The organism is Roseateles sp. P5_E8, assembly GCF_054177665.1.
The window spans coordinates 43,786-61,282 of the sequence record NZ_JBGCUM010000023.1 but is presented as its reverse complement, the minus strand read 5'-3'; the positions used below and the strand labels follow the sequence as shown (position 1 = coordinate 61,282).

Here is a 17,497-nt window from a genome sequence, read left to right as displayed (position 1 = left end):
GGCACCGTGCTGCTTGCACCTTCAGGCCGTGATCTCCTCGACCATCTCGAGCGTTGGGTGGGCGACGTGGGCAGTCGTTCGCGGGTTGTGATGTCGGTCGGAATCGGGCCGGCGTTCCCGTGAAAAAGGACGCATGTGTTGTCCTCAGTCGGTGACGACGGTCTCTACCATCGCGACCGTCGCGTTTCAGACCAGCATATGAAAGAGCCCCGCTTCCGCCCGATAGCCGTCCGGCTCATCGTGGCTATCCTGGCCTGGAGCCTTTTGATGAGCCTGGCGCTGAGTGCGGTGGTGGGCTGGTCGGCGCATCAAGAGGCGTCAGCGCGGTTGCATGCGGCGTTGCGGCAGCAGGGCAAAGCCTTGGCAGAAAATCTTTCGGAATCTGTCTGGGAGATCAACCCTCACTTGGTGAAGCCGCATCTGGACACGGCGGCCACATGGACTGGCGTTGTCTACGTGGCCGTGTCAGAAGAAGGCTCCGAACATCCTTTTGCCGAGAGCGGGTCGATAGCTATGCGCCATCGTCAGGCTGACATCAAGCTGCCCATCCTGCGATCGGGACGACCGATCGCCTCATTCAGGATGGACATCGACCCCGCCGTCATTGACCGCGTCGCCATGCAGGCGGCACTCAAGTCCATCGCGGCCAGCCTGGCCCTCATGCTGGTGGTGCTGGCCGTCGTGGTCATCACGCTCAGGCGCCAGCTGCAATCGCCGATGCAGCAGCTTGCAGGCTTCCTGCGTCGGCAGGGCGCCCATCAGTTCGACGAGAAGCTGTTGCTTCAGCGGCCATCGAAGCGAGGCCAGGACGAGATCGATCTCGTCGCCGAGGGTATTTCCACGCTGCAAGCGCGCATTGCGAGCCATGTTCGTGAGTTGGATGCCCGCGTCGCCGAACGCACCGAACAGCTGCAAACAGCCCTGGACACCTTGAAGACGTTGTCCATCACCGACCCGCTGACGGGCTGCCACAACCGCCTGGCGTTCAGCCAGAAATACCCCGAGGCGCTGACCCACGCCGAACGCTATGGCCGGCCGCTGTCGCTGGTGTTCTGCGACGTGGACCGCTTCAAGGCCATCAACGACAACCACGGCCATCCAGTCGGCGACAAGGTGCTCAACGCCCTGGGCCGATGTTTGCGCGATGCGCTGCGTGCCAGTTCCGACTGGGTGGCGCGTTATGGCGGCGAGGAGTTCGTGATGGTGCTGCCGGAGACGCCCTTGTCACAGGCGCAGGATGTCGCCGAGCGGTTGCGCCAGCAGATTGAGGAGACCTTGAGGGTGGAGCTGTCGAATGGCCAGCTGTTGCGGGTGACCGCCAGCCTCGGCGTGGCCGAGTACCGGAGTGGCGAACGCGGCGAGGATCTGCTGAGTCGCGCCGATGAGCAGCTGTATGTCGCCAAGCAGGCCGGCCGCAATCAGGTGCAACCGCCGCTGGCCGTCACAGCCTGATCAGTTCAGGGCGGTGATGCGGTCGCCGTCCTGCGGCACGCAACCGGCCGCCAGAGGCGCGCCGCCTTCGCGCATCACCACGCCCTGCGCCCCGTGGCAGAACTCCAGCCGCCGCGACGCCGGCCAGCGCTTCAACGCGAAGGCCTCGACGCTGTCGGGCAGGCTGGTCTGCACCGCGCCGGCGTTGAGCTGCTCTTCGGGATGGTCGCTGAAATGCAGCCAGGGCACGAAGCGGCCGGCCAGCATCAGCCAGGGCGAGGCCGGCACGGGCTCGGGCGCATAGCCCTCGCGCTTCAGCCAGGCCTGGGCGTCGGCGCGCGTCGTCGTGCCCGCAGCGGACGCGGCAATCAGCTCAGCCACCCACTGGTTGCAGTTCTGGAACTCGGTGCTGAAGGGGTAGGCGTTGGCGCTGTAGCGTGCGTTCAGCAGGCCCAGCGCGATGCCCTTGTCCAGCGCTGCGGCGGCCAGCGGCGCGGCGGCCTCGGGCGGCAGCAGCAGCAGGCTGACGTAGCCGATCTGGGCGTCGTCGCTGCCGGTGACGAAGCCGGCCAGGCCCTGGTCGAACAGGCGCGCCTGGCCTTCGGCGCAGGCGTAGTAGAGCTGGCGCACGGCCCAGGGCGTGTCCAGGCCGTCGGCAAGCGCGACGGCGGCATGCGAATAGCGCAGGCCGAAGCGCGACAGGTCGGTGCCCGAGCGGGCGATCAGCGCGGCCTGGGCGCCGGAGGTGGCGAGCGCTGCGCGGATGACGGCGGCGAAGCGCAGCAGGCGGTCCTGCTGGCCGGCGGTGATGGTGACGGGGTGGTCGCAGCCCTGCGGCAGCGACGAGCCGGCCTGGGCCGCGCCGGCAGCGGCCAGCAGAACGCCCGCTGCGGTTGTGGTGCGGAGCAACCTGGAGATGGCGGTTGGGCGCGCCCGAGGGACGGGCGAGGCGGGTCGCTGGCAAGGCGCGAGCGCGCAGCGGGCTGCGTGCCCGCAAGCGCGAGCAACGCCGTTAGCGGCCCGAAGCGCCAGGTCAGCGGGCGTGCAGCGCTCGACGCCGGCGTGGTGCTCTGGAACAAGGCCCGAACGAGTTGCGGCGCCAGGCCTTGCGATGAGTGGCAAGCGGCCAGCCGCCATCTCCAGGTTCAGGGCTTGACGACGCGCGCGGCCAGCTCGCGATGCCAGGCGTCTTCAAGCACCAGGAAGAAGGCCTGGCCGGTGTCGGCATGCGCGAAGGCCGTGCCATAGGGCTGGGGCGTGGCCTGCACCTCGTCGCCCACGTTGACGGCGCGCGCCGCCAGGGCCTGCTGGGGCAGGGTCAGCTCCACAGGCTCGCTGCCGTCACGGGCCAGCGTCAGGCGCAGCTTGCCGGCTTCGGCCTGCGCCACGTCGGTGACGCGGTAGCGGCCTTCGGCACGGCGCTCGCCGCCGGTACTGCTGCCGGACGAGGCCTTGAAGGAGTCGGACACGCTGCCCGACGAGGCCGAACCGGCCCCCGCAGCGGAGGAGGCGAAGGAGGTGGCCTGGGCGGCGCTGGCGGAGGCCAGGGCCAGGGCGGCGAGAAGGACGAGGCGCATGGTGAGACTCGCAACGGAGTGGGGATGTCCGACGATAGCGCGGATGCGCGCAAGTCTTTGTTAACGCGGCTTGCTGACGCCTGCGCCCTCCAGCGTGTCGAGGATGGGGCAGTCGGGCCGGTCATCGCCGTGGCAGCAATGCACCAGATGTTCCAGCGTCGTCTTCATCGCCTGCAGCTCGGCGAGTTTGGCGTCCAGCTGGGCCAGGTGCTGCTGCGCCAGCGCCTGTACGTCACGGCTGGGCCGGGCGCGGTCCTGCCACAGGCCGAGCAAGGCGCGGATCTGCTCCAGCGAGAAGCCCAGGTCGCGGGAATGGCGGATGAAGCGCAGCGTGTGGATCTCGCGCTCGCCGTAGGTGCGGTAGCCGGCTTCGGTGCGCGCCGCCTGCGCGAACAGGCCGATGCCTTCGTAATGCCGGATCATCTTGGCCGACACGCCGGCCGCGCGCGCGGCCTCGCCGATGTTGAGCCGCGCGCTCATGGCTGCACCTGCGTCGCCCCGCCGCGCCAGCGCTTGAGGGTCAGCGCGTTGGCAACCACGCTGACGCTGCTGAAGGCCATGGCCGCGCCGGCGATGACCGGGTTCAACAGCCCCAGCGCGGCGAGCGGGATACCGATGACGTTGTAGGCAAAGGCCCAGAACAGGCCCTGGCGGATCTTGGCGTAGGTGCGGCGCGACACGTCCAGCGCATCGGCCACCAGGCGCGGGTCGCCGCGCATCAGCGTGACACCGGCCGCTTCTGTTGCCACGTCGGCGCCGCCGGCCATGGCAAAGCCCACCGACGCGGCCGCCAGCGCCGGCCCGTCGTTGAGCCCGTCGCCGACGAAGGCCACCACGGCGCCGCCCGCGCGCAGCTGCTGCACGATGGCCGCCTTGTCGCCCGGCAGCACCTCGGCGTGGACCTCGGTGATGCCCAGCGTGCGCGCCACGCCGGCCGCTGCGCCCCGGCTGTCGCCCGTCAGCATGACGGTGCGGATGCCGCGCGCCTGCAATTGCGCGACGGCCTGCGCGGCGGTGTCCTTGATGTGGTCGCCAAAGCCCAGCAGGCCCAGCGGCTGTGCACCGTCCATCAGCCACGACACGGTGTGGCCGTCGGCCTCCAGCTGCTGCGCTCTTGCCGCCAACGCGCCGGCATCGACGCCAAGCTCCTGCGCCAGCCGCGCGCTGCCCAGCGACAGCGTGCGCCCATTGACGACGCCTTGCACTCCGCGGCCCGGCAGCGCGCGGGCTTGCTCGACCGGCAGCGCGAGCAGGTCCTTCGCCGCGGTGAGCACGGCGACTGCCAGCGGGTGGCTGCTGCTGCGCTGCAGCGCGGCAGCAAGTTGCAGCAGTCCGTCGCGCGTGCCCCCCTTCACCGGCACTGCAGCCACCAGTGCGGGCTGGCCCACCGTGAGCGTGCCGGTCTTGTCGAAGGCGACCACCGTCACCGCGTGCGCCAGCTCCAGCGCCTCGGCGTCCTTGATGAGGATGCCCTGGCGCGCCGCCACGCCGGTGCCGGCCATCAGCGTGGTCGGCGTGGCCAGGCCCAGCGCGCAGGGGCAGGCGATGACGAGCACGGCCACCGCGTTGACGAGCGCCTGCTCGGCGCCGGCACCCTGCAGCAGCCAGCCGGCAAAGGTGAGCGCCGCGATGACCAGCACGACCGGCACGAAGACGGCACTGACGCGGTCGACGACGCGCTGGATGGGCGCCTTCGCGGCCTGGGCCGACTCGACCATGCGGATGATGCGCGCCAGCGTCGTCTCCGCGCCGATGGCCGTCGTGCGCAGCGTCAGCGCGCCCTCGGCGTTGATGGCGCCGCCCGTCACACGCTCGCCGGGCGACTTGGCGACCGGCAGGCTTTCGCCGGTGATCAACGACTCATCCACATGGCTGCGGCCGCTGACGATTTCGCCGTCCACCGGGATGCGGTCACCCGGGCGCACGACCACCAGGTCGCCCACCACCACGGCAGACACCGGCACCTCGATCTCGCTGCCGTCGGCACGCACGACGCGGGCCGTCGTGGGCCGCAGCGAGTTCAGCGCGCGGATGGCATCGGTCGTCTGGCGCTTGGCGCGCTGCTCCAGCCACTTGCCCAACAGCACCAGCGTGATGACGGCGGCCGAGGCCTCGAAGTAGAGATGGACGTGCCCTGGGTGCCGTGCCATCAGGTAGACCGACAGGCCGTAGGCGGCCGACGTGCCCAGCGCCACCAGCAGGTCCATGTTGCCGCTGCCGTCCCGCAGCGCGCCCCAGCCGGCGCGGTAGAAGCGCGCGCCGAGCACGAACTGCACCGGCGTGGCCAACAGCAATTGCAGCCAGCCGGGCAGCATCCACTCGATGCCGAACAGCCCCAGCAGCATGGGTGCCATCAGCGGCAGCGACAGCACCGCGCCCGCCGCGACCGGCCACCAGGCAGGCAGGCCGCCCGGGGCGGGCGCGGCCGGCGGCGAGCCTGCCGGCTCGACTGCGCTGGACGGATAACCGGCCTTGTCCAGCGCCGCCGTCAGCGCGGCGGTGGGCACGTTGGGCAGCGCATGCACCTGGGCGCGCTCCGTCGCCAGGTTGACCGACGCCGCCGTGACGCCCGGCACCTTCAGCAAGGCCTTCTCGACGCGCCCGACGCAGGACGCGCAGCTCATGCCGCTGACTTGCAGCGTGATGTCGTTCAACGTGGCGGAGGTGTTCATGGCAGGCCCGGTGAGTTCAATGATGAGGCCATGGTCAAGCTTGCCATGGTGGCAAGGTCAAGGGCCTGATCCGGGTCAATCCAGCGCCAGCGTCGCAGCCAGGTGGCTGAAGACCGTCTGCACCCGCTGCAGATGGCGGGTCTCCGGGTGGGTCAGCAGCCACAGCTCGGTCTCGGCCTCGTCCAGCGGCTCGGTCAGCCGGCGCAGATCGGCGCGCGATTCAGCCAGGAAGAGGGGTAGCACCCCTACACCCAGGCCCAGCGCGACCAGCTCGGCCACGCTCTGCACGCTGCCGGTGCGAAAGGCCGGCTGCAGCGTCGGGAAGTGCTTTTGCCGCCAGCGCACCGAGGGGTGCTCGGGCAGGCCGTCGTCTGGCGCGACCCAGGCGGCCGCGCCGGCCTCGACCTGGTCCCAGTGCTTGATGGCGCTCGACCGCGCGGCATAGAGCGCCACGCGGATGGGCCCGACACGGCGGCCGATCAGATGCGACGGCGGTTTGCTGGTGGCGCGCAGCGCGATGTCGGCGTCGCGCCGCGTCAGGCTGGCCAGCTCATTGCCGGTGTGCAGCTCGAACTGCAGCCGCGGCTGGGCTTGATGCAGGGCGGCCAGTGCCGGTGCCAGCAGGCCGTGCAGCAGCGTGTCCGTCGTCGTCAGGCGCACCGTGCCGGCGGCCTGGCCGGGCTGGGCCTGGGCCGCCGCGCGGGCGGCCTCCAGCGCGGCCTCCATGTGCTCGGCCTGGGCAGCCAGCGTGCGTGCCAGCTCGCCGGCCTTGTAGCCGCGCCGGCCGCGTTCGAACAGCGGCTGGCCCAGGCCCCGCTCCACGCGCTGCAGCATGCGAAACACGGTGGACGCATTGACGCTCAGCCTTTCGCCGGCTGCGGCCAGCGTGCCGGCGCGGTGCAGGGCCAGCACCAGGGCGAGGTCGGTGGGAGCGAGTTCGTATTGCATGGTTGCAATCTGAGTTGGCCAAGTTGCGTATTTTGCTGCGCGACTTGCCTACCTACATTGACTGCATCAACCACCCTTCTGGAGATGCCTCATGGCTCCCTCGACCTCCCTCGGCCTACTGCTGCTGCGCCTGTCCCTTGGCCTGATGTACCTGGCGCATGCCGGCCTCAAGCTCTTCGTCTTCACGCTGCCGGGCACGGCGCAGTTCTTCGCTGTGCAGGGCCTGCCGGGCGCCCTGGCCTATGCCGTGTTCGCGGCCGAGGCCGTCGGCGGCGTTCTGCTGCTGCTCGGCGTCTACCCGCGCCAGGTCGCGCTGGCCCTCACGCCCATCCTGCTCGGTGCCGCGTGGGTGCATCTGCCCAATGGCTGGGTCTTCAATGCAGCCGGCGGCGGCTGGGAGTACCCGGTCTTCCTGGCGGCGATGTCGGTCGTGCTGTGGCTGGCGGGGGATGGCAGCGGCGCCCTCAGGCGCAGCGCCCGCTTCACGTGGAGCGAGGCATGAGCACCTTGACGCTGATCAGCCATCCGCTCTGCCCCTATGTGCAGCGCGCGGCCATCGTGCTGAAGGAGAAGAACGTGGCCTTCGAACGCATGGACGTGGACCTGGCCAACAAGCCGGACTGGTTCCTGCGCCTGTCGCCGCTGGGCAGGACGCCGGTGCTGCAAGTGGGCGGCGAGGCGCTGTTCGAGTCCGCCGTCATCTGCGAATACCTCGACGACACGCTGGCGCCCCGCCTGCATCCCGACGACCCGCTGGCCCGGGCACGCGAGCGGGCCTGGATGGAGTTCGGCTCGGCCGTGCTGGGCGGCATCGCCGTGCTCTACAGCGCGGCCGACGACGTGGCGCTGGCGAAGGCCCATGCCGCGCTGAGGGCGCGCCTGGAGCAGCTGGAGGCTCAGCTCGCTGCCCGGGTCGAGCCGGGGCCGTGGTTTGCCGGCCGGCGCTTCGGCCTGGTCGACGCCGTGTTCGGCCCGGCGTTCCGCTACTTCGACGTCATCCCGCCCGAGGGCCTGTTCGACGAACTGCCCTGCGTGCAGGCCTGGCGCGAGCAGCTGGCCGGGCGGCCCTCGGTGCGCGAGGCCGTTGCGCCTGGCTATGCCGAGCGGCTGCGCGGCTTCCTGCTTGCGCGTGGCACGGCGCTGTCGCGGCGGCTGGCCACAATGGACGCATGAGCACACGCCGCCTCGTCCTTCTTGCCGCCTTCGTCTCGACGCTTGCTGCTGCCGAGCCGGCCTACTTCCCGCCGCGCGGTGACTGGCAACGCGTCGAGCCGGCGGTGGTGGGTGTTGACGCCGCCAGGCTGGCCGAGGCCGTGGCCTACGCGCAGGCCCATGAGAACCCGGCGCCACGTGACCAGGCACTCGCGTTGGCCCAGACCTTCGGCAAGGCCGAGCCCTATTTCGGCGGCCAGATCGGCCCCACGCGCGAGCGCGGCGCGGCCAGCGGTCTCGTCATCCGGCGCGGAAAGGTGGTGGCCGAGTGGGGCGACACGCGGGGCGTCGACATGTCGCACAGCATCACCAAGACCTTTTTGTCGACGGTGGTGGGCCTGGCCTGGCAGCAGGGCCTGATCCAGAGCACCGACGAGCGCGTCGCCGACGCCATGCCGCCCGGCGTCGACCTGTTCACGTCGGCGCATAACGCGCCCATCAGCTGGGAGCATCTGCTGCGCCAGACCAGCGACTGGCAGGGCACGCTGTGGGGCAAGCCGGACTGGGCCGACCGCCCCGAGGGCAAGGCGCCCGCCGACTGGCCCAACCGCGCGCTGCACGCGCCGGGCACGCACTACAAGTACAACGACGTGCGCGTCAACGTGCTGGCGCTGGCCGCGCTGCAGGTCTGGCGCCGGCCGCTGCCCGAGGTGCTGCGCGAGCAGGTCATGGACCCGATTGGCGCGTCCAGCCGCTGGCGCTGGCATGGCTACGACAACTCTTGGGTGGAGCTGGACGGCCAGCGGCTGCAGTCCGTGTCGGGCGGCGGCCACTGGGGCGGCGGCATGTTCATCGACGCCTGGGACATGGCGCGCTTCGGCTATCTGCATCTGCGCCAGGGCGAATGGAACGGCCGCCAGATCGTCTCGCGCGACTGGATCGCCAAGGCCCGTGCGCCCGGCCCGGCGAACGCCGAGTACGGCTACTGCAACTGGTTCCTCAACACCGGCCGCAAGGCCTTGCCGGCGGCGCCGGAAAGCAGCGTGACCTTCCGCGGCAATGGCCAGAACATCATCTACATCGACTGGGAGAACGATGTCGTGGCCGTTGTGCGCTGGATAGACAACGGGCCGGCGTTGAATGAGTTCATCGGCAAGCTGCTGGGGGCGGTGAAGCAGTAGGTGGCCGCCCGCTTGCGGCTCAGCTGTAGGTGGCAACCCCGTTGGTGTAGGTGATCGTGGTGTGCCCGGCTGCCGCACCTGGATGGCCGGTCTTGTAGCCGCCGCTGTCACTGGTCATCGTGACGATGATGGTTCGCGCGACCGGTGTCGCGGAATGGGTCAGGAAGATGCCATGGCAGTTGTGGCTGCCGTCATTCACGCAGGGCCAGCCACTCATTTCGAATTCCAGGTTGCCGGTCTTGAGCAAGTCTTCCTTGATGACCTTGGCTTTGCTCTTGCCGGGCGCCTGCATGAAGAAGGCCGCCTCTTCTGCATGGGTGTTCTTGCTGCTTGACTCGTAGGTCTTCTTGACCTTGCCGTTGCGCATCAGGTCCAGTTTGATGGTCATGTCATCTCCCGGGAAACGTTGGGGGGCGTCGCTCATCGCTCACGTCAACGAGCGCCAAGCATTGAATGGCGCGCCCCCAGCCTTGTCAAGGCGGCATCTCGCGCCAACACCAGCCTCAATCCAGGAAGGTCCAGCTGTCGGCCCCATCGAAGCGCCGCACCTGCACCGCCGCCACCAGCTGTGGGTCGAAGTTGTTCAGGTTCACGCCATGCCGGGCGCCTGCCTCGGGCTGCAGCGGCTCCCAGTGCGTCACGCAGCCGCAATGGGCGCAGCGCACGGTGCGCAGCGTCTTGTCACCCCAGACGTAGTCGGTCGTGTGCTCGGGGTGGCCTTCCACCTTCACGGTGCCGAACTCGAAGTAGGCCCACAGACCGCCGAGGCGGCGGCAGAGCGAGCAGTTGCACTTCGTCGCCTTCTCCGGGAGCGAGGGCAGGGTCAGGCGTACGGCGCCGCAGTGGCAGGAGCCGTGGAGCAGGCGTGATGGGTTTTCGGAGGCAGCCATAGCGGTCAGGGTTGAGGCGCGTTGCCGGCCGTGCCGGCCTGTTGGTCGCGCAGCTGGGCCAGGCCGGCCAGGGCGCCTTCGGTGGAGGCGGTGCGCGGGTCGTTCAGCCGGCGGCGAATGCCGAGCGCTGCCTCGAACTTCGACTGCGCCTGATCGAGGTCGCCTTGCTCGACCAGGCTGCGGCCCCAGTGCTGCAACACGAAGGCTTGCAGCCGCACCCAGCCGCCCGCGCGTGAGAGTTCCAGCGCTCTGGAGAAGGCCGGGTTGGCGTCGTCGCGCAGGCCGTTGTATTGCAGCGCCGTGGCGTAGGCGTTCCAGAACCAGCCGGATACCTCCGAGGCGCAGAACTGCTCGACGCGATCAAGCTGCCCTTGCAGCAAGGCCAGCGCCTCGGCCTCTCGGCGAGCCGTTGTCAGCAGGCTGGCCAGATCGGCCGTGTGATCGACCAGGGCCAAGTCGTCGCCGGCTTGAAGCGCGAGTGCCAGCTTGGCGCGCTGCTCCGCAATGCCGGCTTCAAGGGCTGCTGGGTCGGGAGCGATGAATCGTTGGAATTCCATGGTCGCAGCGGCCGGATCCCTCTGCGCCGCTCAGCCCGGCACGCGCACCGCCAGCCGGGCCTGCTCGATGGCAGCGATCAGCGCTTCCTCGGAGTAGGGCTTGCCCAGCAGCTTGGTGACGCCGGCTGCGCGGGCCTCCTCCTGCTTGTCGTCGGAGGACGTGATCATGACGATGGGCAGCTCGGCCGTGGCGGCGGCGGCGCGCACCTGGCGGGTCAGCTCGAAGCCGTCGATGCCGGGCATCTCGACGTCGGTGATGAGCAGGTGGGGCTGCTCGGCGGCCAGCATTTCCAGCGCCTGCTCGCCGCTCTCGGCCAGCGCGGCGCGGTAGCCTTGCGAGGCCAGCAGGCGGCTGAGCTTGACGCGCACGATCTTGGAGTCGTCGGCCACCAGCACCAGGGTTTCGTCTGCGCGCAGCTCGCGGGTGACGGCGGCAGCGGCAGCGGCAGCGGCAGCGATTCGGGCGGCCTCGGCTTCGGCTTCGGCTTCAGCGGCCAGGCGGGCAGCTTCAGCGGCGGCGGCTTGCGCAGCAGCGGCTTCGGCGGCTTCGCGTTCGGCGCGCGCGCGGACTTCCTCGGCGAGGCGTGCGGCTTCAAGGGCCTGGGCGGCCTCGCGCTCGGCTTGCTCCCGCTCGGCCTGTTCACGGGCTTGCTGTTCGCGCGTTGCGGCCTCGGCGGCGATTCGGGCGGCTTCGGCTTCGGCGGCCTGACGGGCGGCGGCAGCTGAGGCTTCCGCGGCTTCGCGTTCGGCCGTTTCGCGGGCCAGGCGCTCGGCGTCTTCACGGGCACGCGCTTCGGCGGCGGCGCGAGCGGCCTCGGCCTCTTCGGCCCGGCGCGCCGCTGCGGCGGCTTCGGCGGCGGCCGCAGCTTCGCGTTCAGCCTGTTCGCGGGCCTGTTGCTCGGCGAGTCGTTGGGCCTGTTCGGCGGCGTGCAGTGCTTGCTCGCGGGCGATTCGGGCGGCCTCGCCCTCGGCGATGCGGCGGGTGATGTCGGCGCCTTCACGGCCGGCGTCGGCGTTGCCGCGGGCCTGCTCGGCCAGGCGGATGGCCTCGACGGCGCCAGCCAGGGGCATGGGCTCGGCGTTGGCGTGCTCGCGCTCGGCCGCCAGGCGCTGCGCGCGGGCGACATGCTCTGCCTGCTCCAGCGCCATGCGTTGGGTTTCGCGGTGGGCGGTGGCGTCGCGCGCACGCTGCTGGCGCCGGCGGCCCAGCCACACCAGCAACAGGACGACCACCACGAGCGTGGCGGCGAGGATCCAGATCAACAGCTCGTTCATATCAAAAAGCACAGCGCGGACAGCGGATGCCCCATCTTCGGGGCCGACCATGGCAGCTTAGCGAAGGGTGACCGGCCTTGCTTTCGTCAGGCCGGCTTCTCGGCAGTTTTACTCGGTTGCTTGTCGAGTTTGAGGTCGCGGACGAAGGACTGGGCGTCTTGATAGGTGCGGGTGCCCATGTTGCTGTGCGTGTTGCCGTCGGCCGACCAACTGCCCACGACGCCGTGGACCTGCTCCATGCCGGGGAACTTCATGGTCTTCTCGTAGGTGTAGATCTCGTAGCCGCTGGCGCTCTTGGCGCCGGCGTGCACGAAGGCGAAGTAGCACAGCGGCATGGTCAGCGGCGTGGGGTACTCGATGAGCACGCCTTGCAGCGCTGGGTAGGGCGTGACCTTGATGCCGGCGGCGTACTCAGCCGACACGATGTCGGTGGCGACTTCGCGCAGCCGCGTCAGGTCGCCCACCACCAGCGCCGTGTAGAACGTGCCCGAGCTCTTGTGCACCCAGTTCGGGATGAGCCGGTGCTGCAGTTGGTAGATCTTGGCGTGCTGGGCCTTGGCGGCGGCCGCGGCGGTGTCGACCGGTGGCACCGGCGCCGTGCTCGTGGTGGCGCAGCCACCCAGCAGCAACAGTGACAGCAGCGCGGCAAGCATGAAGCGCATGGTTTTCTCCCTGATGTTGTGTTGACGTGCGTTGACGGCCCGTCTGGCCGCGAGCTTAGGGCATGGCGGACCGTGTCGGCGGCTGCAGCTCAAAGCCCACCCGCGCCCAGCGGCCGCGGCCGTCCAGCGCCGTCAGCGCGTGGGGGCCCGGCTGGCGCAGCGTCAGCGTCTGCACGGTGCCAACGGTGTCGCTGCTGCCGGCGAGCGTGCCGTCCAGCAGCCAGTTCACGCCCTGCTGCGCGCCTATGGCCTGCAGCCGCAGCGTCACGACGGCCTGGCCCGGCGCGGGGCGCAGCACGCTGCCGGGTTCCAGGCCGACGATGCGCAGGGCCTGGGCGCTGGCGGTACGCGGCGCGCAGCCGGGTGCCCAGGGCAGGCGCTCGCTGGGGTCGAGCAGGGCGGCGTCGAGGAACGGGCCCAGCAGCGTGGGCCAGCGCACGGCCTCGGCTTTGGAGGCCTCGGCCGCGCAGTCGGGGCGCACGCGCTGGCGGCCTTGAGTCCACACCGCCTGCACGAGGCTGGTGGGCTGCAGGCGGTCGGGCAGCGTCGGCGGCACGGCGCCGTCCAGCGTCCAGGCGGTGCGGTGCTGCAGGCAGTGTTCGGGCGGCGTGGCCGCTTCGGCCGTGCCCAGCGGCCAGCAGATGGCTGTGGCGCGCACGCTGGCCGGCTGGTGGCGCGGGGCCAGTTGCTGCCGGGACTCGGCCGGCCCGAGCGCGGCGGCGATGTCGCGCAGCAGCGGGGCCGAGGTGTTGGCGCCGAAGTGGCCGGGGTTGGGCGTGCCGTCGGGCCGGCCCACCCACACGCCGAAGGTGTAGCGGTCCGTCACGCCCAGCGCCCAGGCGTCGCGGAAGCCGAACGACGTGCCCGTCTTCCACGCCACGCGCTGGTTGCCCTCGCGAAAAGGGCTGGCCGGCCGGCCGCCGTTCTCCAGGATCTCGCGCACGATGAAGGCGGCGCCCTCGCTCATCAGGCGGGTCTCCTGCGTGGGCTCGGCGGGCGTCAGGCGTGGTTTGCCGGCCAGGCCGCCGCGCGCCAGCGCGGTGTAGGCGCCGACGAGTTCCTCCAGCGACGTGCTGCCGCCGCCGAGGATGAGGCTGAGGTTGGGCGCCGCATTGGCCGGCATGCGCAGGCGCAGGCCGGCGTGGCGCAGGCGGCCGGCAAAGCGCTCGGCGCCCAGGCGCTCCAGCAGGTCGACGGCGGGCACGTTGAGCGAGCGTTGCAGCGCCTCGCTGACGCTGACCGGCCCGGAGAAATCCGCCTGGAAGTTGCCCGGCGCATAGCCGCCGAAGTTCTGCGGCGCGTCGATGAGCAGGCTCTCGGAATGGATGAGGCCTTCGTCCAGCGCCATGCCGTAGAGGAAGGGCTTGAGCGTGGAGCCGGGCGAGCGGTAGGCGCGCACCATGTCGACGTGGGCGCCGCGTTTGCTGTCGGTGAAGTCCGCCGAGCCCACGTAGCCGCGCACCTCCAGCGTGCGGTTGTCCACGACCAGCGCGGCCATGGAGACGGCGTCGGGCAGGCTGTTGAGGCGGTCGGCGAGCAGCAGTTCCAGGCGGGCCTGCAGGCCGGCGTCCAGCGTGGTCTGGATGACGGCTTCGGTGCGGCCCTCGCGGCGGGCCTGCTGGCGCAGACGCTCGGCCGCCAGCGGCGCCAGCCAGCGGGCGCGCAGCGGCGGCGCGAAGACGCGCTCCAGCTTGGCATCGGTCACGTCCGCTGCGCTCCACACGCCCAGCGTCTGCATGCGCGTCAGCACCTTGTCGCGGGCGGCTTGTGCTGCAGCCACGGCACGGTCCGGCCGTAGCCGCGTGGGCGACTGCGGCAGCGCCACCAGCAGCGCCGCCTCGGCCTGCGACAGGTCGGCGGCGCTCTTGCCCAGGTATGCGCGGCTGGCCGTCTCCACGCCTTCCAGCGGCCCGCCCATGGGCGCGAGGTTCAGGTAGAGCGTCAGGATCTCCTGCTTGCTCAGGTGCAGCTCGAGCTGCAGCGCACGGGCGATCTGGCGCAGCTTGGCTGGGATGCTTCTGCCCGTCGCCTTCTCGTCCACCAGGCGCGCCACCTGCATCGTCAGCGTGGACCCGCCCGACACGATGCGCCCGTGCCGCGCCCATTGCCAGGCGGCGCGCGCCAGGGCTGCAGGGTTGACGCCCGGGTGCCAGTGGAACCAGCGGTCCTCGTAATGCAGCAGGGCTTCCAGGTAGCGCGGCGATACGGCCTCGGGCGAGGTCGGCTGGCGCTGGGCGCCGTCGTCGCTGGCCCAGCTTCGCAGCGGCGTGCCGTCGGCGGCGAGGACGGTCAGCGTCGGGGAGGTGGCGGTGGGTTGGGGAAGGGAGAAGGTGAGGTCGAGCGCCAGGATGGCCAGCAGCAGCGCGGCAAGGGCGAGCTCGAAGCGGCGCAGGCGTGACGTGGGCAGGCGCAAAGCGTGGGCGGGTCTGTTCAGTCGGCGTCGAACGCTGAACGAAGCCGCCCAAGGAAGGCTTGGGCCTGCTGCGTGGCTTCCTTCAACTCGGGGCGCTCGGCGAAGGTCTTGGAATAGCAGGCCCGAAAGGAGCGCTTCGCTTCGACGTAGTGCCTCCGTGCGTCGAGCCGCTTGGCGCCTGCCACGCAAGACGGGCTGCTCGGCAGCTGCAATTTCAATGGCATTCGGCTGATGACGACATGGCTGCTCTGTATCAACGCCACGACGATGTCCGTGGGCGGGGCGCTGTCTGCAATGTCCATCGTCGGCGTCATCAACAAGGCCGCTGCGTCCGAGGACCCAGGCGGCACCAGTATCGGCAAGCGTGCGGCGACGCGGATGCCCGTCCATTGCTGGAACACGGCGCCATACAAGACATCGGAGTCAAGTGCTGCCTGGACGGTGTCGAAACGCGTGTACTTCGAGTGCATCCAGTCCTCCAGCAGCAACTTGTGGGTGACGAATGCTGCGCCGTCGCCGTCGATCGGTGGATAGCTAAGGCTGTGGAGAGGCGGGAAAGGCACGATGTAAGGGCGCAGCGAGTCGATATTGAGCAGCGGCTCATTCTTGAAGCCTGGCGGTGCAGGCACGCGCAAGATCGCGGCCAGGTCTCTCCCCAGTTGATTCATCAACTTGACATCGAGCATGTCGAAGGCCCGGTCGTTCTCTGATTCGTAGCGGGCCCCCTGGATTTCTGCCAGCGTTCTATGCGCGGGCAGGGCCGACATGCCGTTGTGCCCGTCCATGAATGCTTGGTGCGCCGCCAGCTTCTCTCGCCATTGCCGCACCTGAGCTGCTTCGTCTTGCGCCTGACTGGCCATGCTCGCCATGCCCATCAGCCACGCACCTAATGTCCACCTCCCGAGCCGCCATCGTGCACGCGCGAGGGTGAAGGCGCAGCGAAGGAAGAACCGCGAGGCGAAGACGATGCGCATGGCCCCGGATGCTACGGGGCGATAGAGCGGGGCCGAGAAGGCGTAAATCTTGACGCTATGCGCCACCGACACCCCCTAGCTTGAACACAGGCTCAACCCTCGAACCGCGCCAAAGCCTGCATCCAAGCCGCGCCGCCTGCGTAAGAGCTAAGCCGCAGCGCTGGTTGTTTCCATCTGTTTGCGGTCCACCACGAACAGGAGCCCTCATGAAACTTCCATCTCGCGCGCCCACCGTTGCGCTCATTGCAGCGGGCGTCCTCGCCAGCATCGCCGCTCTGCCCGCCCACGCCTCCAGCCACCGCGAGGCCCCGTCCATCGGCGGCATGCCGCGCGTCGACGGCACGGACTTCTACATGTTCAGCAGCTACGAAGGCGTGGCCGCCAACGGCACGGGCGGGCGGGCCGGCTACGTGACGCTGATCGCCAACTACTTGCCGCTGCAGGACGCCTACGGTGGCCCCAACTACTTCAAGCTGGACCCGAACGCGATCTACGAGATCCACGTCGACAACAACGGCGACGCCAAGGAAGACCTGACCTTCCAGTTCAAGTTCACCAACACGCTCAAGAGCATTGCGCTGCCCATCGGCAACCAGATGGTGCCGATCCCGCTGACGCAGGCCGGCACCGTGAGCGCGCCCAACGCGGCGGCGCTGAACGTCAACGAGAAGTTCAGCCTCACCCTCGTGCGCGGCGACCGACGCACTGGCACCGCCACGCCAGTGGCCAACCCGGGCGGCGGCACGCTGTTCGACAAGCCGGTGGACAACATCGGCACCAAGACGATTGCCGACTACCCGGCCTATGCCGCGCAGCATGTCTACAGCGTCACGCTGCCGGGCTGCGCCATGCCGGCCAAGGTCTTCGTCGGCCAGCGGCAGGAGGCGTTCGCGGTCAACCTGGGTGCGATCTTCGACCTGGTGAACGCGCCGGTCAGCGTCATCACCAACCGCAGCCTCATCAACGCCGCGGCGGCCAATTCCATCCAGGACAAGAACGTCACGTCGCTGGCGCTGGAGGTGCACAAGAGCTGCCTCACGCAGGGCAGCGAGACGGTCATCGGCGCCTGGACGACAGCCAGCGTACGCCAGAGCCAGATCGTCAATGCCGCGCCACCGAGCGGCTACGACACGGCCGTCAAGGGCGGCGGCGCCTGGGTGCAGGTCTCGCGGCTGGGCAACCCGCTGGTGAACGAGGTCGTCATCGGCCTGCCCGACAAGGACAAGTTCAATGCCTCGGTGCCGTCCGGCGATGGGCAATTTATCAACTACGTGACCAACCCGACGCTGCCGGCGCTGCTGTCGGCCGTGCTGCCCATCGGCAATGCGGCGCCCACCAACCTGCCGCGCGCGGACCTGGTGACGACCTTCCTGACCGGCATACCCGGCGTGAACCAGCCGGCCAACGTGGTGGGCTCGGAGATGCTGCGCCTGAACACCGCCATCCCCGCGCGGCCATTCGCCATGCAGAACCGGCTGGGCATCGTCGGCACGCTGCGTGATGGCGACACCCCGCCCGACTTCGCCGGCTTCCCCAATGGCCGCCGGCCCAAGGACGACGTGGTCGACGTGTCGATCTCCGCCGTCATGGGTGGCCTGTGCTGGCTGAACAACGGTGGTGCGCTCTTCGGCGCCGCCTGCACACGCGCTGCGGTGCCGCTGGGCGCCACGTCGCTGGAACTGCACGACGCGGTCGACCAGGCCGTCGTGCCGCTGCTGCCGGGCTTCCCCTACCTCAACACGCCCAAGCCGGGCGCGCAGTGAAA

Annotated in this window: 17 protein-coding genes; 5 read left to right on the top strand and 12 right to left on the bottom strand. The window is 69.9% G+C overall.

Annotation, left to right across the window (positions count from 1 at the left end; translation table 11 throughout):
• The first annotated feature begins 198 nt into the window (after window positions 1-198).
• Window positions 199-1,452 (top strand): diguanylate cyclase, encoded by a 1,254-nt coding sequence (locus tag ACXRVZ_RS15240; RefSeq protein ID WP_458232544.1) that lies wholly within the window; start codon window positions 199-201, stop codon window positions 1,450-1,452.
• Here the strand turns inward: ACXRVZ_RS15240 and ACXRVZ_RS15235 are convergent, their stop codons facing one another.
• The 5 genes from ACXRVZ_RS15235 to ACXRVZ_RS15215 form a co-directional block, all read right to left on the bottom strand.
• Window positions 1,453-2,340: a DUF2145 domain-containing protein gene (locus ACXRVZ_RS15235; RefSeq protein WP_457417961.1), complete on the bottom strand. Its 888-nt coding sequence runs from the start codon at window positions 2,338-2,340 to the stop codon at window positions 1,453-1,455.
• 236 nt (window positions 2,341-2,576) lie between these two features.
• Window positions 2,577-3,008 (bottom strand): hypothetical protein, encoded by a 432-nt coding sequence (locus ACXRVZ_RS15230; RefSeq protein ID WP_457417963.1) that lies wholly within the window; start codon window positions 3,006-3,008, stop codon window positions 2,577-2,579.
• A gap of 60 nt (window positions 3,009-3,068) precedes the next feature.
• Window positions 3,069-3,488 (bottom strand): Cu(I)-responsive transcriptional regulator, encoded by a 420-nt coding sequence (gene cueR, locus ACXRVZ_RS15225; protein ID WP_457417965.1) that lies wholly within the window; start codon window positions 3,486-3,488, stop codon window positions 3,069-3,071.
• Window positions 3,485-5,680, bottom strand: coding sequence for a heavy metal translocating P-type ATPase (locus ACXRVZ_RS15220; RefSeq protein ID WP_457417967.1), 2,196 nt, complete (start codon window positions 5,678-5,680; stop codon window positions 3,485-3,487). The genes cueR and ACXRVZ_RS15220 overlap by 4 nt, the downstream gene beginning before the upstream one ends.
• Window positions 5,681-5,755: 75 nt before the next feature.
• Entirely contained in the window at window positions 5,756-6,628 is an 873-nt protein-coding gene (locus ACXRVZ_RS15215) for a LysR family transcriptional regulator (protein ID WP_457417969.1), read from the bottom strand.
• Between the two features lie 91 nt (window positions 6,629-6,719).
• On the opposite strand from ACXRVZ_RS15215, the gene ACXRVZ_RS15210 reads away from it, so the two are divergent.
• The 3 genes from ACXRVZ_RS15210 to ACXRVZ_RS15200 are packed head-to-tail and all read left to right on the top strand — an operon-like array spanning window position 6,720 to window position 8,961.
• Complete coding sequence (locus tag ACXRVZ_RS15210; protein ID WP_457417971.1) at window positions 6,720-7,130, top strand: DoxX family protein; 411 nt, start codon at window positions 6,720-6,722, stop codon at window positions 7,128-7,130.
• Entirely contained in the window at window positions 7,127-7,801 is a 675-nt protein-coding gene (locus tag ACXRVZ_RS15205) for a glutathione S-transferase family protein (RefSeq protein WP_457417973.1), read from the top strand. The genes ACXRVZ_RS15210 and ACXRVZ_RS15205 overlap by 4 nt, the downstream gene beginning before the upstream one ends.
• On the top strand, window positions 7,798-8,961 hold the full coding sequence (locus ACXRVZ_RS15200) for a serine hydrolase domain-containing protein (protein WP_457417975.1): 1,164 nt from the start codon (window positions 7,798-7,800) through the stop codon (window positions 8,959-8,961). The genes ACXRVZ_RS15205 and ACXRVZ_RS15200 overlap by 4 nt, the downstream gene beginning before the upstream one ends.
• A gap of 19 nt (window positions 8,962-8,980) precedes the next feature.
• Here the strand turns inward: ACXRVZ_RS15200 and ACXRVZ_RS15195 are convergent, their stop codons facing one another.
• The 7 genes from ACXRVZ_RS15195 to ACXRVZ_RS15165 all read right to left on the bottom strand — a co-directional run bounded on the left by ACXRVZ_RS15195 (window position 8,981) and on the right by ACXRVZ_RS15165 (window position 15,732).
• A complete protein-coding gene (locus tag ACXRVZ_RS15195) occupies window positions 8,981-9,385 on the bottom strand; it encodes a hypothetical protein (RefSeq protein ID WP_457417977.1) in 405 nt (134 codons plus the stop codon).
• Between the two features lie 79 nt (window positions 9,386-9,464).
• Window positions 9,465-9,851: a GFA family protein gene (locus tag ACXRVZ_RS15190; protein ID WP_457417979.1), complete on the bottom strand. Its 387-nt coding sequence runs from the start codon at window positions 9,849-9,851 to the stop codon at window positions 9,465-9,467.
• Window positions 9,852-9,856: 5 nt separating this feature from the next.
• Window positions 9,857-10,408 carry a hypothetical protein gene (locus ACXRVZ_RS15185; RefSeq protein ID WP_457417981.1) on the bottom strand — a complete coding sequence of 184 codons (552 nt, stop codon included), beginning with the start codon at window positions 10,406-10,408 and terminating at the stop codon, window positions 9,857-9,859.
• Window positions 10,409-10,438: 30 nt separating this feature from the next.
• On the bottom strand, window positions 10,439-11,683 hold the full coding sequence (locus ACXRVZ_RS15180; protein WP_457417983.1) for a response regulator: 1,245 nt from the start codon (window positions 11,681-11,683) through the stop codon (window positions 10,439-10,441).
• Between the two features lie 86 nt (window positions 11,684-11,769).
• Complete coding sequence (locus ACXRVZ_RS15175) at window positions 11,770-12,345, bottom strand: hypothetical protein (protein WP_457417985.1); 576 nt, start codon at window positions 12,343-12,345, stop codon at window positions 11,770-11,772.
• 55 nt (window positions 12,346-12,400) lie between these two features.
• Window positions 12,401-14,758, bottom strand: a complete 2,358-nt coding sequence (gene pbpC, locus ACXRVZ_RS15170) for a penicillin-binding protein 1C (protein ID WP_457417987.1) — start codon at window positions 14,756-14,758, stop codon at window positions 12,401-12,403.
• Between the two features lie 17 nt (window positions 14,759-14,775).
• The gene (locus tag ACXRVZ_RS15165) at window positions 14,776-15,732 is read right to left on the bottom strand and encodes a hypothetical protein (RefSeq protein ID WP_457417989.1); all 957 of its coding nucleotides are present in this window, start codon (window positions 15,730-15,732) and stop codon (window positions 14,776-14,778) included.
• A gap of 206 nt (window positions 15,733-15,938) precedes the next feature.
• Here ACXRVZ_RS15165 and ACXRVZ_RS15160 point away from each other — a divergent pair, with 206 nt between their 5' ends.
• Window positions 15,939-17,495 carry a DUF4331 domain-containing protein gene (locus ACXRVZ_RS15160; protein WP_457417991.1) on the top strand — a complete coding sequence of 519 codons (1,557 nt, stop codon included), beginning with the start codon at window positions 15,939-15,941 and terminating at the stop codon, window positions 17,493-17,495.
• Window positions 17,496-17,497: the final 2 nt, after the last annotated feature.

Excerpts from the sequence above, each read along its gene's own strand:
- ACXRVZ_RS15220 (WP_457417967.1), bottom strand. The coding sequence starts at position 5,680 with ATGAACACCTCCGCCACGTTGAACGACATCACGCTGCAAGTCAGCGGC.
- ACXRVZ_RS15240 (WP_458232544.1), top strand. The coding sequence starts at position 199 with ATGAAAGAGCCCCGCTTCCGCCCGATAGCCGTCCGGCTCATCGTGGCT.
- ACXRVZ_RS15160 (WP_457417991.1), top strand. The coding sequence starts at position 15,939 with ATGAAACTTCCATCTCGCGCGCCCACCGTTGCGCTCATTGCAGCGGGC.
- ACXRVZ_RS15190 (WP_457417979.1), bottom strand. The coding sequence starts at position 9,851 with ATGGCTGCCTCCGAAAACCCATCACGCCTGCTCCACGGCTCCTGCCAC.
- ACXRVZ_RS15200 (WP_457417975.1), top strand. The coding sequence starts at position 7,798 with ATGAGCACACGCCGCCTCGTCCTTCTTGCCGCCTTCGTCTCGACGCTT.
- ACXRVZ_RS15205 (WP_457417973.1), top strand. The coding sequence starts at position 7,127 with ATGAGCACCTTGACGCTGATCAGCCATCCGCTCTGCCCCTATGTGCAG.
- ACXRVZ_RS15185 (WP_457417981.1), bottom strand. The coding sequence starts at position 10,408 with ATGGAATTCCAACGATTCATCGCTCCCGACCCAGCAGCCCTTGAAGCC.
- ACXRVZ_RS15215 (WP_457417969.1), bottom strand. The coding sequence starts at position 6,628 with ATGCAATACGAACTCGCTCCCACCGACCTCGCCCTGGTGCTGGCCCTG.
- ACXRVZ_RS15180 (WP_457417983.1), bottom strand. The coding sequence starts at position 11,683 with ATGAACGAGCTGTTGATCTGGATCCTCGCCGCCACGCTCGTGGTGGTC.
- ACXRVZ_RS15210 (WP_457417971.1), top strand. The coding sequence starts at position 6,720 with ATGGCTCCCTCGACCTCCCTCGGCCTACTGCTGCTGCGCCTGTCCCTT.
- ACXRVZ_RS15195 (WP_457417977.1), bottom strand. The coding sequence starts at position 9,385 with ATGAGCGACGCCCCCCAACGTTTCCCGGGAGATGACATGACCATCAAA.
- ACXRVZ_RS15175 (WP_457417985.1), bottom strand. The coding sequence starts at position 12,345 with ATGCGCTTCATGCTTGCCGCGCTGCTGTCACTGTTGCTGCTGGGTGGC.
- ACXRVZ_RS15165 (WP_457417989.1), bottom strand. The coding sequence starts at position 15,732 with ATGCGCATCGTCTTCGCCTCGCGGTTCTTCCTTCGCTGCGCCTTCACC.
- cueR (WP_457417965.1), bottom strand. The coding sequence starts at position 3,488 with ATGAGCGCGCGGCTCAACATCGGCGAGGCCGCGCGCGCGGCCGGCGTG.
- ACXRVZ_RS15230 (WP_457417963.1), bottom strand. The coding sequence starts at position 3,008 with ATGCGCCTCGTCCTTCTCGCCGCCCTGGCCCTGGCCTCCGCCAGCGCC.